20 protein-coding genes are annotated in these 21,022 nt (G+C 25.2%); 8 read left to right on the top strand and 12 right to left on the bottom strand.

Going from position 1 to position 21,022, the window contains the following annotated elements:
* Positions 1-56 precede the first annotated feature (56 nt).
* Positions 57-1,463 carry a PdaC/SigV domain-containing protein gene (locus J2Z24_RS11325; RefSeq protein WP_051593065.1) on the bottom strand — a complete coding sequence of 469 codons (1,407 nt, stop codon included), beginning with the start codon at positions 1,461-1,463 and terminating at the stop codon, positions 57-59.
* Between the two features lie 235 nt (positions 1,464-1,698).
* Between J2Z24_RS11325 and J2Z24_RS11330 the strand changes: the two genes are divergently transcribed.
* Both J2Z24_RS11330 and J2Z24_RS11335 read left to right on the top strand, forming a co-directional pair.
* A complete protein-coding gene (locus J2Z24_RS11330) occupies positions 1,699-2,391 on the top strand; it encodes a response regulator transcription factor (protein WP_035144108.1) in 693 nt (230 codons plus the stop codon).
* On the top strand, positions 2,384-3,799 hold the full coding sequence (locus tag J2Z24_RS11335; protein WP_035144106.1) for a HAMP domain-containing sensor histidine kinase: 1,416 nt from the start codon (positions 2,384-2,386) through the stop codon (positions 3,797-3,799). Before J2Z24_RS11330 ends, J2Z24_RS11335 begins: the two co-directional genes overlap by 8 nt.
* 45 nt (positions 3,800-3,844) lie before the next feature.
* On the opposite strand, the gene J2Z24_RS11340 is transcribed toward J2Z24_RS11335, so the two are convergent.
* On the bottom strand, positions 3,845-6,331 hold the full coding sequence (locus J2Z24_RS11340) for an HD domain-containing phosphohydrolase (protein ID WP_051593064.1): 2,487 nt from the start codon (positions 6,329-6,331) through the stop codon (positions 3,845-3,847).
* 198 nt (positions 6,332-6,529) lie between these two features.
* A complete protein-coding gene (locus J2Z24_RS11345) occupies positions 6,530-6,901 on the bottom strand; it encodes a LapA family protein (protein ID WP_035144104.1) in 372 nt (123 codons plus the stop codon).
* 202 nt (positions 6,902-7,103) lie between these two features.
* Here J2Z24_RS11345 and amrA point away from each other — a divergent pair, with 202 nt between their 5' ends.
* Together amrA and amrS are read left to right on the top strand one after the other, a co-directional pair.
* Entirely contained in the window at positions 7,104-8,510 is a 1,407-nt protein-coding gene (amrA, locus tag J2Z24_RS11350) for an AmmeMemoRadiSam system protein A (RefSeq protein ID WP_035144101.1), read from the top strand.
* A gap of 40 nt (positions 8,511-8,550) precedes the next feature.
* Positions 8,551-9,540 carry an AmmeMemoRadiSam system radical SAM enzyme gene (gene amrS / locus J2Z24_RS11355; RefSeq protein WP_035144099.1) on the top strand — a complete coding sequence of 330 codons (990 nt, stop codon included), beginning with the start codon at positions 8,551-8,553 and terminating at the stop codon, positions 9,538-9,540.
* Positions 9,541-9,768: 228 nt separating this feature from the next.
* Here amrS and J2Z24_RS11360 read toward each other — a convergent pair whose 3' ends face one another.
* The 4 genes from J2Z24_RS11360 to J2Z24_RS11375 form a co-directional block, all read right to left on the bottom strand.
* Complete coding sequence (locus J2Z24_RS11360; RefSeq protein WP_035144097.1) at positions 9,769-10,890, bottom strand: DUF1648 domain-containing protein; 1,122 nt, start codon at positions 10,888-10,890, stop codon at positions 9,769-9,771.
* Positions 10,887-11,276, bottom strand: coding sequence for a GntR family transcriptional regulator (locus tag J2Z24_RS11365; RefSeq protein WP_035144094.1), 390 nt, complete (start codon positions 11,274-11,276; stop codon positions 10,887-10,889). Before J2Z24_RS11365 ends, J2Z24_RS11360 begins: the two co-directional genes overlap by 4 nt.
* 215 nt (positions 11,277-11,491) lie before the next feature.
* Positions 11,492-12,622 (bottom strand): S1C family serine protease, encoded by a 1,131-nt coding sequence (locus J2Z24_RS11370; protein ID WP_035144093.1) that lies wholly within the window; start codon positions 12,620-12,622, stop codon positions 11,492-11,494.
* Between the two features lie 14 nt (positions 12,623-12,636).
* Complete coding sequence (locus J2Z24_RS11375; RefSeq protein WP_035144091.1) at positions 12,637-13,911, bottom strand: FxLYD domain-containing protein; 1,275 nt, start codon at positions 13,909-13,911, stop codon at positions 12,637-12,639.
* Positions 13,912-14,082: 171 nt separating this feature from the next.
* Between J2Z24_RS11375 and J2Z24_RS11380 the strand changes: the two genes are divergently transcribed.
* A complete protein-coding gene (locus J2Z24_RS11380) occupies positions 14,083-14,982 on the top strand; it encodes a hypothetical protein (RefSeq protein WP_035144089.1) in 900 nt (299 codons plus the stop codon).
* Positions 14,983-15,068: 86 nt separating this feature from the next.
* Here J2Z24_RS11380 and J2Z24_RS11385 read toward each other — a convergent pair whose 3' ends face one another.
* Both J2Z24_RS11385 and J2Z24_RS11390 read right to left on the bottom strand, forming a co-directional pair.
* The gene (locus J2Z24_RS11385) at positions 15,069-15,239 is read right to left on the bottom strand and encodes a hypothetical protein (protein ID WP_173680190.1); all 171 of its coding nucleotides are present in this window, start codon (positions 15,237-15,239) and stop codon (positions 15,069-15,071) included.
* Between the two features lie 99 nt (positions 15,240-15,338).
* Entirely contained in the window at positions 15,339-15,608 is a 270-nt protein-coding gene (locus tag J2Z24_RS11390; RefSeq protein ID WP_035144086.1) for a DUF1294 domain-containing protein, read from the bottom strand.
* Between the two features lie 167 nt (positions 15,609-15,775).
* Between J2Z24_RS11390 and J2Z24_RS11395 the strand changes: the two genes are divergently transcribed.
* Positions 15,776-16,228, top strand: a complete 453-nt coding sequence (locus J2Z24_RS11395) for an RNA polymerase sigma factor (RefSeq protein WP_035144084.1) — start codon at positions 15,776-15,778, stop codon at positions 16,226-16,228.
* Positions 16,229-16,315: 87 nt separating this feature from the next.
* Here J2Z24_RS11395 and J2Z24_RS11400 read toward each other — a convergent pair whose 3' ends face one another.
* Positions 16,316-17,302: a biotin--[acetyl-CoA-carboxylase] ligase gene (locus J2Z24_RS11400; protein ID WP_035144082.1), complete on the bottom strand. Its 987-nt coding sequence runs from the start codon at positions 17,300-17,302 to the stop codon at positions 16,316-16,318.
* Positions 17,303-17,515: 213 nt separating this feature from the next.
* On the opposite strand from J2Z24_RS11400, the gene J2Z24_RS11405 reads away from it, so the two are divergent.
* Positions 17,516-18,379 (top strand): DegV family protein, encoded by an 864-nt coding sequence (locus J2Z24_RS11405; protein ID WP_035144079.1) that lies wholly within the window; start codon positions 17,516-17,518, stop codon positions 18,377-18,379.
* A gap of 84 nt (positions 18,380-18,463) precedes the next feature.
* On the opposite strand, the gene J2Z24_RS11410 is transcribed toward J2Z24_RS11405, so the two are convergent.
* Together J2Z24_RS11410 and J2Z24_RS11415 are read right to left on the bottom strand one after the other, a co-directional pair.
* Positions 18,464-19,048: a DUF2238 domain-containing protein gene (locus tag J2Z24_RS11410; RefSeq protein WP_207714602.1), complete on the bottom strand. Its 585-nt coding sequence runs from the start codon at positions 19,046-19,048 to the stop codon at positions 18,464-18,466.
* Between the two features lie 60 nt (positions 19,049-19,108).
* Positions 19,109-19,729, bottom strand: a complete 621-nt coding sequence (locus J2Z24_RS11415) for a L,D-transpeptidase family protein (RefSeq protein WP_035152450.1) — start codon at positions 19,727-19,729, stop codon at positions 19,109-19,111.
* Positions 19,730-19,949: 220 nt separating this feature from the next.
* On the opposite strand from J2Z24_RS11415, the gene J2Z24_RS11420 reads away from it, so the two are divergent.
* The gene (locus tag J2Z24_RS11420; RefSeq protein WP_051593341.1) at positions 19,950-20,849 is read left to right on the top strand and encodes a polysaccharide deacetylase family protein; all 900 of its coding nucleotides are present in this window, start codon (positions 19,950-19,952) and stop codon (positions 20,847-20,849) included.
* Positions 20,850-21,022 lie beyond the last annotated feature (173 nt).

Below are 21,022 nucleotides of genomic sequence, written 5' to 3' on the forward strand. Positions count from 1 at the left end.
GGAAATCTTTTCTTTTCCGCTTTGTTTTTTATAAAGGGTTATTTGTGCTATCTATATTATTTAATTAAAAATTGTGGCTGAACCATAGTTTTAAAAGAATCTAATGATATTTTAAATTCTTGAATACCAAGGGCATAAGGAGCTATATCGTATGGTTGAAAGTAAATCACTATAGTTCCATTATTTATATAAAAATTAGTTTTGTCATTAATACCGGTAAAATCTGATATTTGGGAAGCATTTGTAACTTTATTTTTAATAGCAATTTGTTTATTTATTTCTTTATTAATAATATCTTTATAGTTAACATTTGGCTTAAATACATCTTTTAACTTTATATCTTTTCCAGTTGTTAAATTTATATTATAAGCTTGTTTTGTATACATGCCATGAGCTCCACCAGTATATTGATTATATAGTACTGTAAGGCTTAATATATTACTATTGTCTTGATATACTGTATAATTAGTTCCACCAAAATAATTTATAGGTTTTATTCCTAATCTTTGGCTTTCTTTTACAAATTCCATACCATCTTTTTTAAGTTTATCATTAAAAACTAAAGCATCTTTTTCTAGTCTAGAATTTATAGCAGTTTGAATATTTGAATTTTTAATTTCTTTTACTACAGGAATTATTAAGTTTCCTATATAGCCTTCTTCAAATTGATTTATTATTTTTGAAGATACTTTTACTCTATCTTTTTTTAAGTTTAGATTTGTTTTAACCCCATAGTTGAAATTGCTAAAAGGTATCTTAAATTCCTGTATTCCACTAGAATAAGGAGCTATTTCATATAATCCGAAGTATACAACTATATTATTATCTTCAATATAGAAAGGTTGATCTGGAAGTATATCTTTAAATGCAGTAGCATCTTGGAAATAATTTTCTGGATTTTTTTCTATTTCTTCTCTAATAAATTTATTTATAATTTTTTTGTAATCTTCGTTGGAAGAGAACATATCTTTTAAGGAAGCTTCTTCACCAGTTTTTGTATCTATATTAAAAGAAACATTATCCGTTGTACCATGAGCTCCACCTGTATAGCTATAATTAGATAAAGTAATACTTAATAAGTTGTTTTTGTTATAATGAATTTTATAATCTACATTTATAATATAGGGATGAGTTGATAAACCATCTTTTTCTAAATTTTCAGCTATTTTCTCTGTTTCATTTTTAAAATCAGTTACGGTGTTTTTTATAATAGTATTTATTTTTGTTTCCAATTGTTTATCTTTTAAATCAATAACTTGAGGATATTTTATATCTATTTCTGAATGTGAATTTTTACTTTTTATGGTATTTGTAATAATATTAACTGAATTTAAATTTGACTCTTTAGATTGAACTATTATCTTTTTTATAGATGGATCTAAATTCACTCCTTTTGCACATACAGTTGAAATGTTGCTTAAAGTTAAAGAAGCAGCTAATGCTAAATAAAATAATCTTTTCATAATTAATTCCCTCCATTTATATAAAAACTATAAGTTTTTTTAGTTTATGCTTATAATATACTAGAATTTTCCTTTGACAGGGTTACGAATTTAATAAAATATAGTTACAATTTGGTAACAATTTAAGAATAATAATATAATTTAAATATGAGAAATAAGCATTACTATGTTATAATATGTAAATAGATAGAATGTATAAAAAATTACTTTGTAATTTTTAATAGGAGGAGCAAAGATGAATATACTAATTGCTGAGGACGAACAAGATATAAGAGAACTTTTAGAATTGCATTTAATTAAAGAGGGATTTGATGTTTTTCAAGCAGAAGATGGCGTAAAAGCTTTAAAAGTATTTAATGAGAAACATATAGATTTAGTTATATTAGATATTATGATGCCAAAAATGGATGGGTTTAAAGTACTTAAGAGAATAAGGGAACATAGTGAAGTTCCGATAATGTTTTTAACTGCAAGGGCAGAAGATGTAGATAAAATTTTAGGATTAGGACTTGGAGCAGATGATTATATAGTCAAGCCTTTTAGTACTATGGAATTTATAGCAAGAATGCAGGCACTTTTAAGAAGGACTTATAAATATTCAGGTTTACAAAGTGGTGGAGATTTAATTAATGGATCATTAAAGTTAAATAAAGAAAGTTGTGTTTTTTATAAAGATGAAAAAGAGGTAGAATTAAATGCAAAAGAATATAAAATACTAGAATTGTTTATGGAAAATATAGGAAAAGTCCATACTAAAAAACAAATATATGAAAGGGTATGGGGAGAACCTTATTATGAAGATGATAATACTATAATGGTTCATATAAGTCATATAAGAGATAAAATAGAGGATAATCCTAAAGAGCCTAAATATTTAAAAACTATAAGAGGAATAGGGTATAAGCTGGAGAAGATAGAGAATGAATAATAATAAAAAAATATCAAATTTACTTTTAAGAAATTATGTTATATCAGGTTTAATAATGTTTTTAGTTTTTGTAGTTTTTTTCTTCGGAACTGTAGCTATGTGGGTAACATTATATTTGCCTATAAATACTTTAATAAGTGCAGAAAATTCCAAGCTTGTAGCTGAAAATATTGTGAAAGATGACTACAAGGAAATTGATGTGGAAGAGATATTAAAGGTTAAAGGATGGGTAGAAATAGTAAATAAAGACTATAAGATAATACATACTAGAGGGATTCCTAAAGTAAATAGGAATAAGTATACTAAAGAAGAGTTTTACCGTATGATTATTAATTCAAATAATGAAATTTTTAGCAGTGAGGAATATATATATAATGTAGCTTATAATGCTAGGAAGGATTTTACTCTCATTGTATATCTTCCGAATGATAATTATTTTAATGATTTTATAAGAAAGCCTAAAATAGGAGTAAGAACTTTTTTTAGAATATCTGTAGTGTCCTATTTAGTTATATTTATTTTAATTATGATAATTTATACTAAAATAACCTCTAGAAATTTAACTATACCTTTAAAAAAACTTATGATGGGGGTTAAAAGTATATCAAAGGGAGATTATTCAGTTAGAATAGACCTTAAGTCAAAAAATGAATTTGGACAGTTAAGAGATGCTTTTAATTTTATGGCAAAAAAAATAGAGGAAGAAAGAACGCTAAAAGAGAAAAGTGAAGAGGCTAGAAGAAGGCTTATAATGGATATATCCCATGACTTAAAAAATCCTTTAGCTAGCATTAGGGGATATTCAGATTTACTTATAAAAAATAAAGAACTGCATGAGGATGAAAAGGATAAATATTTATCTATTATAGAGAATAATAGTATAAGAGTGAATGATCTTATTACTGATTTATTTGAGCTTTCAAAATTTGAAAGTTTAGATTTTAATCTAGAATTAAAAAGAATAGATATTTGTGAATTTGTAAGAGAAGTTATAGCCATATATATACCAGCTATGGAGGAAAAAAATATAGAGTATAGATTTTCAATACCGGACAGAAGCATAAATGTATTAATAGATTGTAAAAGTATGTATAGGGCTATAAGTAATTTAATAATAAATAGTATCAAATATAATCCTAATAAAACCAAGCTTAAAATATCTATAGAGGACTTAAAAGAAAATATTTTACTAATAGTTGAGGATGATGGAATAGGGATACCAAAGAACTTAAAACAAGATATATTTAATCCTTTTGTTAGAGTTGATACTTCAAGAAATTCCAGAAGTGGAGGAACAGGATTAGGGCTTGCTATAACAAAAACTATAATAGAAAAGCATGAAGGAAAAATAGAGTTAGAAAGTGATACAAATAAAGGATGTAAATTTATAATAACGCTAAGAAGGTAATATAAAAAGAGTCTTGCATATAAGCTAGACTCTTTTTAATATAGTTTATAGTTCTTTAAATATATCAATGCATATGTTGAGTAAATTAGGATCAAATTGAGTTCCTGAACATCTTATAAGTTCTTTTATAGCCTCCTCTTTGGAAATTGCTTTTTTATAAGGTCTATCATGAGTCATTACATCAAAGGAATCTACTATAGACAGCAATCGCGATAGTAAAGGTATTTTATCTCCTTTAAGTCCTTTTGGATATCCACATCCATTATATTGTTCATGATGGGTAAGTATTTTATAAGCAATATGACTCAGCTCTTGAGAAGAACAGGCAATTCTATAGCCTATTTCAGTATGGGTTTTCATAATAGACCATTCTTCCTCTGTAAGCTTATCTGGCTTATTAAGTATTTCATCAGGAATTGCAATTTTACCAATATCATGGAGCTTAGCCAGAGTATAAAGTTCATCTAATTGAGAAGATGATAACTTTAATTTTTTACCTACTTTTTCACAAAGATTATATATTCTTAAAGTGTGCTCTTCAGTTTCATGACTTTTTTCCCAAAGACTTTTTGTTAAGGATGTAATTATACTATTTCGTGCACTTTGATCTTCTAAAAGTTTATTTCGATACATTTTATCTTCAGCTTCTTTTATAATTTGAGATATATCTTCAGAATCATTATATTTTGTAGCATAGCCTAATGCTATATTTACTCTTATTGAGTTTAGTGTTTTTGTTTTACATACAGCTTTAATTTTTTTACATATATATTCTCCAATAAATTCATCAGCTTCTTTTATTATTATAGCAAATTCATCACCACCCCAACGGCAAACCCAAGAATCTTTTCCACCGCATTCCTTTAATATATTAGCAGCTTCCATAAGAAGCTTGTCCCCAGCTTCGTGTCCAAATGTATCATTTGTAATTTTTAAGCCGTTTATATCACCGATTATTATAGTAATTGGGTAGTTCTTATTTTGATTTATTTTATCTAAAATATATTCATAGTAACCACGGTTAAAAACTCCAGTTAATTTATCATAATAGGTTAGATAGCGAAGTTGTTCTTCTGAGCGTTTTTTATCATCTATATCTGTAATTATACCAGTCATCCTTTTAGGAGCACCGTGGGAATCGTATTCTACCACATTGCCTTGAGTAAATATCCATTTGTAATTTCCATAATTAGTAAGAACTCTATGCTCAATTGTTACTGAATTTCTAACTCCCCTTAGGTTTTCATTTAATATATTTAAAAAATATTTTAAGTCTTCTTTATGTATTATCTTAGCTAAACATTTAATAGTTGGAGATATATCGTTATTTTTATATCCTAATATATTAAAAAACATGGTACTAAGATTTAATGTACCCTTTTCTATATTCCAGTCCCAAAATCCTGCATTGGCGCCTTCCATAACTATAGATAATTGTCTTTCGTTTTCATATATAATTTTGTTATTTTCTAATATATTTTCTAACATGTTATTAATATTTAAAGATAATTCTCCAAGTTCATCTTTGCTTTTAATTTTAATCTTATTTAGTTTTAAGTTTTTAAGATCAATACTTTTGATTTGTTTACCTATACTTTCTATAGGTGATATTATAAACATTTTAATAAGTATATTACAAACCCAAAACAAAATTAATATATATAAGCAGAATAAAAAAATAAAAAATTTTAAAGATTTTACTCCTTGATTATAAGAATCTCTATCTGTAGTTAAATTTAAGAGAAATAATGGACGATTATCTATTCCTTTTATAAATGTATATCCACATATGTTATTATTATCTATAGGAGAAACCACATTTTTATAATTGCCTTCGCTGATATAATGAAAATCTATTCCATCAATATTTAAATATGTTCCATTATCTTTAATGTTTTTTATTAAATTTATTGTTATATTACAGCCAGTGATAGTTTTAATTTTATTTACAAATGAATTGTCTATATATTTACCTACAATTAATGTACCACTTATAGGAGAGTTATAAGTGCTGTTGGTTATAGGTGCAGAAGAAAAAAGAACCGGTTTACCTCCAACAGAAATAATGCCATTAATAGAACTATTTATAGTTTTATGATTACAAAGTAGTTCTATATTTTTATTTATGTAGTCTGTTAATTCTTTTGGAGGTTTATTAGTGCTATTTGGGGAGAGGTTATTATAGTATTTAATATATTTTATATTATTTAATTTATCTAATACTATAAATAAATTTATTTTTAAATCATTAAAAGTAGAATCGTTTAGGTTGTTCTTAATATAATTTTCATCTTTAAATTTTACAAAATTTAAAGTAGCATCCCAAGCAGACCAATCTTTGTTAAGTATGGTTAAGCTATCAAGAGAGTCCCGTATTATATTATGATTTATTTCTAATTTACTATTAATATATGAAATTTCTGTTTTTTTTAGATTTGATTTTAAATATTTATGAGTGATACTACAAGCTACGCTAATTAAAAGTAATAAAACTGTAACCATTATTATGAAAACTTTATTTCGTATTTTCAAAACTATAACACCTACTTTTATTATGGAATTTTCTAAATAATTATAGCATAAAAATGTTTTTTTATAAGAAATAGTTGAAAAAATTAATTTGATTTTAAGAGAATATTATAAATAAAAAGCTTTACATATTTTATAAAAAATGCAAAGCTTTTTTATAGAGTATAATTTTTATACAGATTTACAAATAGAATAAAAATTTTATTCTTTGTTATAAGAAGAAATATTATTAATATCTACAGCAGATTCTTTAAAAGAAGATTCAACTTTTTCAATATTATTTATTTCTTCTTTTAGTTTAGTATTTTCTTTTAAAAGATTAGAATTTTCTTTTTCTATATCTTCAATTTTTTTATTTAAAAGTTTATTACTACGTTTTAAATTATATTCTCTTTTTAAACCTAGAAGCATTACTATTACTGCACCTAAAATAACAGAAATAAATATTATAAGAGCTTGAGAAATTTCTATTTTTGTAAAAAGAAAATTAACAGAAATAATAGCTGAATTTTGTATGGCAAAAATTGCTATTAAGATAGCAAATATAAGAGAGATAATAAATCCAATTTGCATAATATTCCTCCTTTTTTGTTAAAGATAAAATACCCATTTACCACAATTTAATACAAAAATATTTATTATATAACAATTATAGCATATTTTTAACAAAAAATAATATTAAAATTTTTATAAGTTTATTGAAAGTATGCATATTGTATGGAATTATTATTAATAATATTAAAGGATAAATTTATTTTATGAGGTGACGTTTGTTATGGGAAGGATTTTAGGATATTATATAATGCCTCATCCACCTATTATTATACCAGAAATAGGAAAAGGGGAAGAGCAAAAAGCTAAAAAAACTATAGATGCCTGTTGTAAGGTATCAGAAGAGATAGAAAAACTTAAGCCTGATACTATAATTATTATTACTCCGCATGGACCAATATTTGAAGATGCTATAGCAATTAAAAATGAGAATGAATTTATAGGTAGTTTGGAAAATTTTGGAGTAAATGAAGTTAAAATTAGATTAAAGGGAAATGAATCTCTTACAGAAGACATATTTATAAAAGCTCAAGCAGAAGATATAAACACTATTTTAATAGATAAAAAAAGGGAAGAATTATATGATATAGAAGAAGGACTAGACCATGGAGCTATAGTACCGTTATATTTTATAAATAAGAATTATATTCAATATAAATTAGTACATATAACTTATGGATTACTTTATGACACAGAGCTATATAGGTTTGGTAAAATTATAAAAGAAGTAGTTGAGAAGTCTAATTTTAATGTGGTGGTTATTGCATCAGGAGATTTATCTCATAAATTAAGTCATGAAGGACCTTATGGATATATGAAAGAGGGCAAGGTTTTTGATGAGAAGATATTAACTTTATTGGAGAGAGGACAGGTTGAGGAAATATTTGGTTTAGATAAAGGCTTAACGGAAGCAGCAGGGGAATGTGGATTGAGGTCTTTTTATATTTTACTTGGAACTATTGATGGAAAGAAATTTTTAGGGAATACCTTATCCTATGAGGGGCCCTTTGGTATTGGTTATGGAGTAATGAAATTTAATGTTGATGAAGAATCTATTAAAGAAAATGTTATAGATAAAATAGAGAAAAGAAAAAAAGATAAAATAAAAAGAATAAGAGAAGAAGAGAGTATATATGTAAAGCTTGCTAGGGAATCCTTAGAAGGTTTTATAAATACTGGTGAATATATAGAAGTGCCTTCATATATAGATGAAAAAATGCTTAGAGAGAAAAGAGGAGTTTTTGTTTCCTTAAAAAAAGATGGAGTGCTAAGAGGCTGTATTGGTACTATTGCACCTACTACAGATAATATAGCTAAGGAAATCATAAGGAATGCTGTAGAGGCAGGTAGCATGGATCCTAGATTTATTCCAGTAAGAAGAGAGGAATTGGAGTGTCTTACTTATTCTGTAGATGAAATTATGCCTGGAGAAAAGTGCGAAAAGCAAGATTTAAATCCTAAAAAATATGGAGTAATAGTAAGAAATGGTTTTAAAACAGGATTATTACTACCTGATTTAGATGGAGTAGATACTATAGAAGAACAATTAGATATATCCCTTAGAAAAGCAGGTATAGGTCATAATGAAAAATATACTATAGAAAGATTTCAAGTAATTAGGCACCACTAAAAAATTGCATGGCAACTTTTTAGAAGGGGGTAATATTTTCATGGATAAAGAGGCAGCTTTTTATAAAAATTTACAGGAAGATAAGATTTTATGCGAACTTTGCCCACATAATTGTAAACTTTCATTAGGACAAATGGGAATGTGTAAGGGGAGAAAGAGAAAGGAAGATAAGCTTTATACTATAAATTATGGGGAAGTTACTTCTATGGTAGTGGATCCTATAGAAAAAAAGCCATTATATCATTTCAAACCTGGTAGTAATATTTTATCTGTAGGAAGTTTTGGTTGTAATTTTAAATGCGGTTTTTGCCAGAACTATACTATATCCCAATATAAGTATAAAAGTGAATATGTATCTCCACAAAATCTTATAGAATTAGCAGAACACATAGAAAATAATATAGGAATAGCTTTTACTTATAATGAGCCTTCTATATGGTATGAATATATAAGGGATGTATGTAATGCTTCAAAAAATAAAAAGTTAGATTTGATTATGATAAGTAATGGGTATATTTCTACTAAAGCTTTAAAAACATTACTTCCATATATATCTGCATTTAACATAGATTTAAAAGCTTTTAATGAGGAATTTTATAAAAAAGTGTGTTTAGGAAATATAGAAACTGTATTAAATAATATTAAAATTGCAGCAGATTATTGTCATGTAGAAATTACTACTTTATTAATAAATGGATATAATGATTCTGAGGAAGAAGTAAAAGAGTTATGTAAGTGGATAGCATCTGTGAATAAAGATATACCACTACATTTTTCAAGATACTATCCTACTTATAAATTTAAAGAAGAAGCTACGCCGGCGGAAAGATTAATAAGAGCTAGAGAAATAGGAGAGAAATATTTAAACTATGTATATATAGGTAACTTACCAGGAATTGATAACAATACTTATTGTCCTAAATGTGGAGAGCTATTAGTAAAGAGGGAAGGCTATTTTACAGAAGTATTAATTAGAAAAAATCAATGTTCAAAATGTAATCAGCATATAAGTATGGTGATTGATAATTGATAATTGAGTAAATTCCATATTTTATAGCTATTGAATTTACTGATATTTTACAAATTTAAAAATGAGATTCACTCCTGAATGCTAAATATATTAAGTGACAAAGTAAAACACTTAAACATAAAGGAGTGAATACTTAATGTATATTCCACAAGAATACTTATTATCCTTTAATGAAATTATAAAATATTAAACTAAAACAAAATTACAGTTAATATTAGCAGATTGAACTTATTTTAAAATAAGTGGTATTAATATAATAGAAGCAATTAAAGCTACAAAAATAAGAATTCCTTCGATTCTACCAAAATTAATTGTCCATCCGATTCCAAATCTTTTTTCTACAAATATAGCAGGATCATCTTTATTTACATAAAAGCTTCCTAGTTTCCAATACTTGTCATCATTTCTTTCTGTAATTATTGTATTGAATCCAGTTCCATTTTTTAATTTTATTCTGCTACCACCTTGCCCTGTTTTTATGGAAAGTATAATGGATACTATTAGTATTAAGGTAGTTGGTATTAGTATTGACAGCATAATAATAGATGCACTAATTTTAATTACTAAAAGTGTAGTCATATTAGCCAATGTAAAAATAAGTTGCATCATTATAGATATAAATACCATATATCCAGACCAAAGCCTTCTAAAAATTCTGTTTTTCTCTAAAGATTCCTCAGGATTTGATGAAGATATCTGTTGCTTTGACCAACCAATACTTTTATATGAAAAGTACAAAACTATTAACATGAAAAACTGAATTAAAGGGAATTGATATATTATTTTAGGAGATTTGATTGTGTATCTATCTATTTCCCCAGCAAAATTCCAGTGAATAGGAAGTTTTTCAGGTAAGTTTGGATATACATTATAACCTATAATTATATTTAATATTATTAAAGTAAGAGGAATTAAGAACCATAGTTGAGATACAAGAACATTTTTATTTTTATTCATAGTAAAATTTGTATCTATAATAACCACCTGTTGTTTTCCTTTATCCCAGCCATAATAGCTTTTAATATTTTTTACTTTATTGTGGATGGAGAAGTAAATTACGAAGTTAATAAGCAGGTACAGAATCATTCCTAATATAAATATAAGGGGATTTTCTATATAGGTATACATTAAATAGGTCAGAAGAATTATATAAGGTATCCCCAAAATTAAACAAATTTTTATATAAGAACTTTCTATATTTTTTAATTTTATATTATCTAATTCTTTTTCAGGTATTCTAACTCCGAAAAATATTTCTTTTCTAGTGAGTTTGGGCATGAATAGTTGAAGAAAAAATATAATTAATAAAACTATAACATTGTATAAAATATAATAAATTTGTCCTGTCATTTTTTAGTTCCCTCCTGATATATTTTAAATATATTTTTGCATGATATTAAAAATTCTTCTTCTGAAATACCCTTACATAAAGCTTCCGCAATGGTAGATTTTAAATTCTCCTCTAAGAAAGATTTGTATTCCTCTGTTGGAGAAGAAATTTTATCATTTATAATGGCTCCTTTTCTTCGATCTATTGTAAGAAAGCCATCATTTTTTAAAAGATTATAGGCTTTGTTTACAGTATGCATATTTATACCTATATCTTCTGCTAATTGTCTAACTGAAGGAAGATTTTGCCCGGGTGACAGTTCTCCTTTAGCTAATCCTTGTAGTATTCCATTTTTTATTTGCACATATATTGGAATATCACTTTCAAAGTCTATTTTTAACAGCACTATTAAAACACCTCCTGTTTTTAGAGTAAAGAAAAAGAATACAGAATCTATACTTTTTAAAATGTGTTATATTTGTTATATATATAATAGAACAGATATAATAAGAAGTCAATAAAAAAATAATACTTCTATAAAAGCTTTTAAGGCGATTAAAGAAGTATTAAATGATATATATAATAGTTTTTACTCTATTACATATGAAGCTAAGAATAAATTTATTTGGATTTTTCCATAGTTCCTTTTAGTATTTTTAATACATTATTTTCATAATCTATTGTATAGGTTATTTTATATTTATTAAATTCATTAGGATCTTTAGCGTTTATAATGCCTTTGATGGTTATAGAGTTATCTTTATTAGTGTTAGAATCTAAGCTGATTATTTTAACATTTCTTATAGATAAAAAATCTCGTCTAAAACTATTATAGTCTTTTTTTGATTGCCATTTACTACCTAGTAATGCGTATGCAGCTATATAATCGTTGGAATTTATGCAATCATAAAAGTATTTTACTAGATATTCAGAAGAAACTTCTTTATCTTCTATATCATCATATTTATATTTAGGTGTAATATCAGTTGTTACTGGAGCAGCAGGGTTTTTTGACCAAGATTCTACATCTTGTAGAACTTGAATAATAGGAATACTAAAGCCTAAAGAAGCTCCTTCAGCTTTTGCTGAATTAATTCCAATAACTTCTCCAGTTTTTTTGTCAAGTAGAGGACCGCCACTACTTCCGTTATCTATGGGAGCAGTTATTTGATACATATTTTTATATTTAAAGTTATTTATAACAAAGTCTCTATCTAGATCATTTATTATGCCAGTAGTTATAGTATTTTCAAGGCCTAATGGACTTCCGATAGCAATAACTTCTGTTCCTATGGTGGCCTTATAGTTTTTTGCTATTTTTAAAGGGGCTTTTCCTTTTAGAGCAGGAACTCTTATTAATGCTAAATCTGTATTAATAGATTTGCCTATAACAGTACCGCTATATATTGTTGTATCAGCCATTCTAATCCGTACATCTAAGGCATCGCCTACTACATGAGCGTTGGTAATGATATCTCCATCACTATTATATAAAAAACCTGAACCTTGACTTAGCCCTTGCTCTGTATTGGCATATACAGAAACTATTAATTTTTGGCTTTCGCTTATTATATCCATAAGATTTTTATCTTTTTTATCTATAGACTTTAAATCTTCCAAGGTACCTAAAGAAGAAGTAATAGCTAAAGATGAGTATTTCATGTTTTTATGTATTATATATGAACCAAATATCCCAAAAGAAACAAATAAAGTAGAAACTATAGCAGATAAGGTGATTTTATTAATTTTCATAGCTATACCCTCCTTCAATCAACAAACCAAGTGGACTTAAGTATTTTAATTTTACTACCTTTTTTTACTCCATAATGAGTATATTCAAACTTACCCTTGTCTTTAGGATATAAATAATTTGGATAAACAAAGGTAGAATTTGAAATTATTATGTCGCCTTTGGCATTATATATATTATAAAATATTTCTATGGAGTAAATAGGTTTTGTTCCTATATTTTCTATTTCACCCTCAATAACTAAATCGCCATTTTCATTTATACTAAGATCATTGCTTAATACCTTAACAGATTGAGTTTGATTTTTATTTTCTTCTTCAACTGCTGAGGCAATTGCTTGCTCTAGTCTCTTTTGCTCTTCCAGTTCAAATTTGTTTTTTTGTTCTTTTATTGTACTAGCTAGAGAAACAAGTTTACTATTATTTTTGTCATATTGTAATGCTCTAGTAATTTCATCAATGGCAGATTTGAAATTTTTCTTTTTTAAGTACTCATTAGCATCGTTATAGGCAATAGTTGAAATTTGCTTTTTTAATTCTTGTAAAAGCTTTTTTCCTTCTTCTCCTCCAATTGCTGCAACTTTATTATAAAGAGGAATTAATTCTAGTACAGTTTTTCTATTTTTTATATCATTTTTAGCATCTATAAGCATAAGAGCATTTTTTTTGTTTAATATCTTATTTTTTAAACTAGAAAAGAATGGTCCCGTAGAATTATATAGACTTTTTTCAAGGGAATCCAATATGTTTATAGCTTCATTAAATTTATTATCTTCTTTAAGCTTATCTACTTTTTTTAATGTAGTTTCAATATTTTTTCCTTTATCTAAAAAGTCTAAATCAATTTTTAAAGCTTCATAATTAGGTCTCTTTTTTGAAGCTTCTTCTATTATTGGAAAGGATTTATTTATGTCTCCAGAAATGGCCAAAGCTTCTCCTTGTTTTTGCATGGAAAGTATTTTTTCATTGATATAATATTCATATCCATAGGTAAGGATTACTATACTGCAAGCGGCTAAAGCTGATATTATAGGAAAAAGAAAAATAGATGTATTTTTTCCAGGGGAATTTTCATTCTTTATAAAATTATTATTTTTATTATCTAAATCCTTAGGAAATATCTCGCCTTTTATAATACTAGATGAGGATTCACTAGGGATTTCTTTTTCAACTATTTTATGCATTAATAAAGTTTTTTCTGTATCTATACTATCAAAACATATTTTATTTTTACAATGAGGACAAAATGTATCTTCAGTATTTAGAGTATGACCACAACTTGGACAAATCATATTACCAAATACCTCCTTTAAGTTTTATTTGTTACATATGTATTTTATATTATTTATAGTAAATTTGTATATGGTAATTTGCAACATAGTCACAATTTATGTAATAATTATACTAGAACTATATAAAGGTGACAAATAAAATAAGGATTATAATGGATCTTGGAGGAAGATATGAACAAAAATAAAATTGTGAAATATATTGATAAATTGTTGTTAATTTTACTAATAGTATCACTTTTTATTATATTTTTAGATAGGATAATTAAACCTGATAAATTCATTACTTACTTAGTTAGTATATTTTTATTTTTAGTTTCTATATTTTTTAAACCCTTTATAGATAAATTAAAAGAAGAACCTTTTGGAAAAAGGGGGAAAAATATTTTATTTTTTCAATCCATAATTAGTATAGTATTTATAATATCCTCATATAGAGTATTTATATCTAGGGATTTAAATATAGAATTGGATTTTTATTTTTTTATAGCCTCTTTTATTCTTTTAATATTAATGTGTGTTTATATTGAAGGATACAACGATATAGAAGGGAAAAAAACTTTTAATATAAGCTGGAAAGAATTTCTAAAACCTATAATATGGATAGGAATATTTATTATTTCTTTTTTAAGTATTTATGATAGTAAAGAAGTAGTATATCTGAAAGATTTAAAGAAACCTAATAAAATAGCTATAGTGAAGAAGGAAGGAAAGAATAATGATACTTTTAAAGGGAAGTATAAGGAAGTTAAAGAAAAGGAAATTATAGAAGGCATTTATAAACAATTATATGGACAAGAAGTAGAGAATATAAGAAATATGGAAAAAATAAGATATATTAAGTTTACAGATAATAAAAGTTACTATTTAATACTACCAGACTATGGTGAAAAAAATAAAGACGGTTTAAAAAATGGATATTTTGATTTTATAAGAATTTATCCAGAAGGATATATTACAATTGAAGAATTTGGAAAAAATAATGGCGTTTTTAAAAGTTATGTAAAATCTTATAAGGCTCATTTATCTAAAGAACTTATAGATAAAATACAGATAAATTATAATAAAAAATAATATTAATATTTTAAATATAAATTAAGAAATTAATATATAAATAAGCTGTGAATGAATAATATCACAGCTTATTTGTATATTAAAGTTTAGTTGTTGTGAGAAAGTTTAGAGCGCTTAGTAAATTTTTTACCTATAGCATGAGCTCCAATTTTTTCTCCATTTTTTATGCCTATTTTTGCGCCATCTTTAGGGTACATTTTCCTAAGTTCTGCATTGGTCTTATGGTCAGTTTTTAAATGACTTTTATTATTATCCATAAGACATTCCTCCTTAGAATTTCTTTATAATATTTTGGAAAAAGGCAATGTTATATTTATAGTGTGTCCAAGAAGTTTTAAAATATGTTTTATAAAAAATTATTTTACACTTATAATATATTTAATTAGTATAACGACTTGAAGAAAAAGGATTAGAGGAATTCCTAAAGTGAATTTTTTATGTTTTGTTTTATGGTTAAACATATACATTCCAATAAATATACCTAAGCTTCCAAAAATAGAAGAAATAAAGAATAGTTTTTTTTCAGGTATTCGCCATTTGCCTTTTATTGCATTCTTTTTATCTATATACATAATAAATATTCCATATAGATTTATAAAAGTTAAGTAATATAATAAATATTTCATGTATGCCTCCTATAAGTGTAATTTTAATTTAGTATAAGTATAGGATAAAGTTATAATAAATGTCTATAATTTTTTATAGGTTAATTGTTTCTAATTTGTTACCTAAACATTTTTATTATAGCTTATCATATAACTATATATGGATTTATTAGGAGGATAAATAATATATGATTGAGGATAGAAGTATAGTTGAGAGTGTTTTAAATGGGGAATATAATAAATTTGAAAAGCTAATAGAAAAATATGAGAAGATGATTTTTTTATTTATATATACCTTAATTGGAGATATAAATTGTTCTCAAAAATTATGTAAGAAAGTGTTTACAGAAATTTATAATAATTTATATAGATATAATATAAATTTAAAATTATCTAATTGGATTTTAAGTATTGCAGTTAAAGAATATTACAATTTATTAAAATATAGTAATAAATTTTTGATAGAAGATAATTATATTAATTTATTAAATATACAAGATAAATGTATTCTAGTTCTAAGGAAGATAAGAAATGATTTAACATTTGAAGATATTAGCGAAATATTAAATTTAAGAGAGAGAAAAGTAAAAGATAGATATATAAATATAGTAGAAGGATACAAAAAGGAAGTCAAACTTTAATGTGATTTAAAATAAGGGTGTGACTCAAAATTTTAGATACAATATTATTATTACTATCTTTATCATGGCACACCCTTTTATTAGTTGCTATACATATCCATACAATCCTCTAATAGATACTTCACCAGATACTAGAGCTTCCTTTTTTCCATCTAAATGTTCTATTACAAGTCTGCCATCATGGTCTATATCTATAGCTTTACCTATTATGGTAGTATTTCTATTTATTATTTTAATATCTTTACCTAATAGTATAGAATGTTTTTTACATATTTCCAATGAAGTATTAAATGAATTCTTATGTAAAAATTCCTCATAGAGCATTTCAAAATTATTAAGTATTTTAGCAGTTAGATATTTTCTTTTTATAGATTTTCCATCTTCTATTTTTAAAGATGTTGCAATAGTTGATATTTCTTCTGGAATTTCATTTTTGTCAATGTTAGCATTAATTCCAATCCCTAAAATCACATAGTTTATCATATTTAGTTCACAACTCATTTCAGTTAAGATACCACAAACTTTTTTATTATTTATAACTATATCATTAGGCCATTTTATATAAGAATTTATTCCTATTTCTAAAAGAGATTTACAAACACTAGCTCCAGCAATTTGAGTTATTTTAGCTACATTCATAGGGTCTATTTCAGGTTTTAAAATTATAGAAAGCCAGATACCTTTATTTTTTGGAGAACACCAAATTTTTCCTAGCCTTCCACGACCAGAGGTTTGCTCTTCACTAATGATTACAGTACCATTTAATTCACCTTTTGATGCTAATTCTTTAGCTTTTGTATTAGTAGAATCTATAGAATCATAATAAATAATGTTTCTACCTATATATTTTGTATTTAAATTTTCTTTTATTTCTTCATAAGTTAATATATCAGGAGAGGAAATTAATCTGTAGCCTTTTTTAGATACGGATTCGATTTTATATCCTTCATTTTTTAATGTATTTATATATTTCCATATAGCAGTTCTGGTAACTCCTAATTTTTCACTAATAAATTGTCCAGAAATAAAGGAATCATTATTTTCTTTAAGTAAGTTTAATATTTCTTCTTTCAACAAAATCACTCCTAAAGCTTAATATTATAATTATATCATCAAATTTTTATTTATGGATATAATATCTAAATTTTAATATTTTTTTAAAATTAATAACAGTTTAATATTATATTTTAAAGAATTTAATGGTATAATTTATATGAATTAAGTTTCATTTTACAATAACATTAATTGTTTATTTCTTATAAAATTAAAATAAAAGGAGAATTTGTAATGAGTATAAAAATAGTTACAGACAGCACTTCGTATATTGATGAAACAATAAGAGAAAAGTATGATATTTCAGTTATATCTTTAAATGTTGCTTTTAAAAACGATAGTTTTAAAGAAATTGATGTGGACAACTATACTTTTTACAAAAGGATAGAAAAAGAGGGGGAAATACCAAAATCGTCTCAACCATCTATAGGAGAGATTTATAAAAAGTTTTTACGTTTAGTTGAAGAAAATAATGATGTGATAGGGGTATTTATTTCATCACATATGAGTGGAACCTACTCTTCAGCTCTTTTAGCAAGGGAAATGGTTTTAAAGGATTATCCAAAGGCTAAAATAGAAATTATAGACTCTAAAACTAACTGTATGCAATTAGGATTTGCAGTAATAGAAGGAGCTAAAGAAGCTAAGAAACATTCGACTATTGAAGAAGTGGTTAATTCAATTAAAAATACTATAAGTAGGAGCAGATTTTTATTTATACCAAATACTTTAGATTACTTAATAAAGGGAGGGAGAATAGGGGAAGCTAAAGCGCTTTTAGGAAAGATATTGAAAATAATACCAATATTAACAGTAGAAGAAGGTAAAACTACCATATTTAATAAAGTAAGAACAAAAAAAAGAGCTGTTCAAGAAATGGTAGATACTTTCCTAAAAGATATTAAGAAGTCTCAATTTGGTAATGCTGTTATACACCATATTAATTGTGAAGAAGAAGCAAAGGAAATGGCTAAAACAATAAAAGACTTTATAGGAAAAGATATAAGCATTTGTCCTATTGGACCAGTAATAGGATTACATGTAGGACCAGGAGCTATAGGAGTTGCTTATTATACTAGGGAATTGCTAGATAAATAGTATTGTGCAATAAAAATGTAAATAAATATAAAAATTCCTTAAGAGAAATAATAATATTTTTAAGGAATTTTTATATTTGTAATGTTATTTGTTTTTAAAGGTAATATAGCCATAAATAGCTGGAATTATACCGCCTACGAGATCGGCAATTAAATCTTCCATAGTATCTACTACTCCTGTAAAAGATGCTCCTTGCATATCTAGACCAAATAAAGTATCAACTGTAAATTCATATATTTCCCATATTACTCCACAAAGGGCTACAAAAGAAAGTATATATAAAAAAATGAATTTTGGATTTAATAGGTGGGAAGAAAAATTTTCCATATTTAAATTTTCCATAAGAACTATAGCTAATAAACCTAAAATTAATCGTGATATTAAGTGAAGCATTGTATCCCACCAAATAAATCTATAGAAATTTTTTAAAGTACCTAAATAAAGTGAAATGAACATAAAGAATACTATAGAAAAACTCATTAGTTCATTTAATTTTGTTTTTAAAATTTTGGCTAATATTTCTGGTAAAAAGGTTAAAATTAAAGCTACTAAACCTATCAAAACAAAATAGTAATTTTTAATAAGATAATTCTCTAAAATATCAATAAATAATAAAAGTTTTATTATAAGTATTATAATTTTATATAATTTTTTTATAAATTTATTCATAACTATATCAAATCCTTACTATATTAATTGCCATATAATAAAAAATAAAATATTATCTCATCATTTAAATATTTCGATAGTAGTACCATAATTACAGTATTGCCAAAGTAGTTTTATATCTTCATTAGACACTGCAATACAACCATAGGTCCAATCATATTTGTTACCACCACCATGAATTCCGACAGCTCCACCTAAAGCCGTATTCCAAGGTGGTAAAGTTTTATTTTCTATAGCTTTTTTTATTACATTATAATCGTTTTTATTTATTAAGTTATTTTTTAATCCTTCTTTAGCATCTTCTATATTTGGATAACTTATTCCCATAAAATAAGTATATTTTGTTTTATCATTTTTAGTACAAATATAATATTTTCCTTCAGGAGTTTTGTTATCTCCTTCTTTATGTTTAGTTCCTATGGGAGAACGACCTAGACCAATTTTTAAGCGGCCTATAAGCTTATTATCACCATATAATTCTAGAAATCTATTTTCTTTGAATACTTTAATATAGGTAGAGGAGGGGAATTTTTCAGGTTTGTTAAAAAATAATTTTTCATTATTCCTATTACTTATATTTAGCGAATCAGAAGAATTTAAAATTAATATGTATTTTATTGTAAAAAATAATAGAGTTAGAGAAATAATTACAAGAGTAATTTTTAATAATTTTCTTTTCAAAAAAATGCCTCCTTACAATTATATGGTAAAATTTACATAAGCTTATCATATTTTTTCTAAATATTCAATATACAAAGTTGAATATTTATACTTAAGTAGTATAATTAATTATGTTAATACAATAATTTATAAGCAAGGTGTTTCTTTTAAGTAAATTTCATCTGAAGCTAAGTATGGCATAATAAGACAATTATACTTAAAAATGAAAGAGATGATATATATGAAAAATAAATATATATTTAAAATATTCCTTATAGTATTAATAGTCACAATAGCTTCCTATAGTTATAATCAACTTACTTTAAATAAAAGTGATATGATGAATAAAAAAGTTAAACAGAATATGAATGAGGATGTAAAAGATAATAAAAAAGATATTGTTACAGATAAGAAAGAAGGAATATTAGTATATAATATTTTAGGAAAATCAAATAAGCTTACAGATAGCCAATGGAATAGTATGCAGCATTGGAGAAGTAACGCAGTTAAATTAGCAAATGAGAATAAAGATGAAGTATATATAAACGGATATAATAATGAAAAAATGGTAGCATTAACTTTTGATGATGGCCCAGATTATACTATAACCCCTAAAATAGGAGAAGTGTTAAAAGAGAATAATGTAAAGGGAAATTTCTTTTTTATAGGAGAGCAAGTAGCAGAAAAGTCTAATATAGTAAAAAAAATTTATGAAGATGGTAATTTAGTTTTATCTCATAGTTATAATCATATAGAATTGAATAAATTAAGTGAAGAAGAAATAAAAAAACAAGTGACTATGGGGGAAAAAGAAATCTTTAAGGTTATAGGTAAAAGACCTAAATTTATAAGACCCCCTTATGGAGCCATAGATAATAAAGTTATAAATATACTTGAGCAAAACGAAGAGAAGATAATTCTCTGGTCCATTGATACATTGGATTGGTCACAAAAAGATGAGCGAAATATTGTAAAGAATATAATGGAAAATTTAAGACCTGGAGAAATAGTATTAATGCACAGCAATGAAGATAAAGAAATTACATTAAAGGCTTTACCTAATATCATAAAAACAATAAAAGAAAAAGGGTATAAAATTGTAACTTTGGATAAACTTCTTAAGACTGAGGCATATAAATAATATAATTTGATACATGTAGTAACTAATAAAATTATTTCTCTGCTAACTCTACAAAAACTTTAAATTTAACAATTTTTGTAGAGTAGCTAAAGGAAATAATTATTTTGTCATTATCTATTATTTCATGTACAAGGAATTTTTAACAATTATTTGTATATTATATATTTTTAAAT

This window comes from Clostridium tetanomorphum (assembly GCF_017873215.1).
GTDB lineage: Bacteria > Bacillota > Clostridia > Clostridiales > Clostridiaceae > Clostridium_AO > Clostridium_AO tetanomorphum.

What these genes read in the sequence shown, in the direction of transcription:
- J2Z24_RS11325 (WP_051593065.1), bottom strand. Translation starts at nt 1,463, where the DNA reads ATGAAAAGATTATTTTATTTAGCATTAGCTGCTTCTTTAACTTTAAGC.
- J2Z24_RS11330 (WP_035144108.1), top strand. Translation starts at nt 1,699, where the DNA reads ATGAATATACTAATTGCTGAGGACGAACAAGATATAAGAGAACTTTTA.
- J2Z24_RS11335 (WP_035144106.1), top strand. Translation starts at nt 2,384, where the DNA reads ATGAATAATAATAAAAAAATATCAAATTTACTTTTAAGAAATTATGTT.
- J2Z24_RS11345 (WP_035144104.1), bottom strand. Translation starts at nt 6,901, where the DNA reads ATGCAAATTGGATTTATTATCTCTCTTATATTTGCTATCTTAATAGCA.
- amrA (WP_035144101.1), top strand. Translation starts at nt 7,104, where the DNA reads ATGGGAAGGATTTTAGGATATTATATAATGCCTCATCCACCTATTATT.
- amrS (WP_035144099.1), top strand. Translation starts at nt 8,551, where the DNA reads ATGGATAAAGAGGCAGCTTTTTATAAAAATTTACAGGAAGATAAGATT.
- J2Z24_RS11360 (WP_035144097.1), bottom strand. Translation starts at nt 10,890, where the DNA reads ATGACAGGACAAATTTATTATATTTTATACAATGTTATAGTTTTATTA.
- J2Z24_RS11370 (WP_035144093.1), bottom strand. Translation starts at nt 12,622, where the DNA reads ATGAAAATTAATAAAATCACCTTATCTGCTATAGTTTCTACTTTATTT.
- J2Z24_RS11375 (WP_035144091.1), bottom strand. Translation starts at nt 13,911, where the DNA reads ATGATTTGTCCAAGTTGTGGTCATACTCTAAATACTGAAGATACATTT.
- J2Z24_RS11380 (WP_035144089.1), top strand. Translation starts at nt 14,083, where the DNA reads ATGAACAAAAATAAAATTGTGAAATATATTGATAAATTGTTGTTAATT.
- J2Z24_RS11385 (WP_173680190.1), bottom strand. Translation starts at nt 15,239, where the DNA reads ATGGATAATAATAAAAGTCATTTAAAAACTGACCATAAGACCAATGCA.
- J2Z24_RS11390 (WP_035144086.1), bottom strand. Translation starts at nt 15,608, where the DNA reads ATGAAATATTTATTATATTACTTAACTTTTATAAATCTATATGGAATA.
- J2Z24_RS11395 (WP_035144084.1), top strand. Translation starts at nt 15,776, where the DNA reads ATGATTGAGGATAGAAGTATAGTTGAGAGTGTTTTAAATGGGGAATAT.
- J2Z24_RS11405 (WP_035144079.1), top strand. Translation starts at nt 17,516, where the DNA reads ATGAGTATAAAAATAGTTACAGACAGCACTTCGTATATTGATGAAACA.
- J2Z24_RS11410 (WP_207714602.1), bottom strand. Translation starts at nt 19,048, where the DNA reads ATGAATAAATTTATAAAAAAATTATATAAAATTATAATACTTATAATA.
- J2Z24_RS11420 (WP_051593341.1), top strand. Translation starts at nt 19,950, where the DNA reads ATGAAAAATAAATATATATTTAAAATATTCCTTATAGTATTAATAGTC.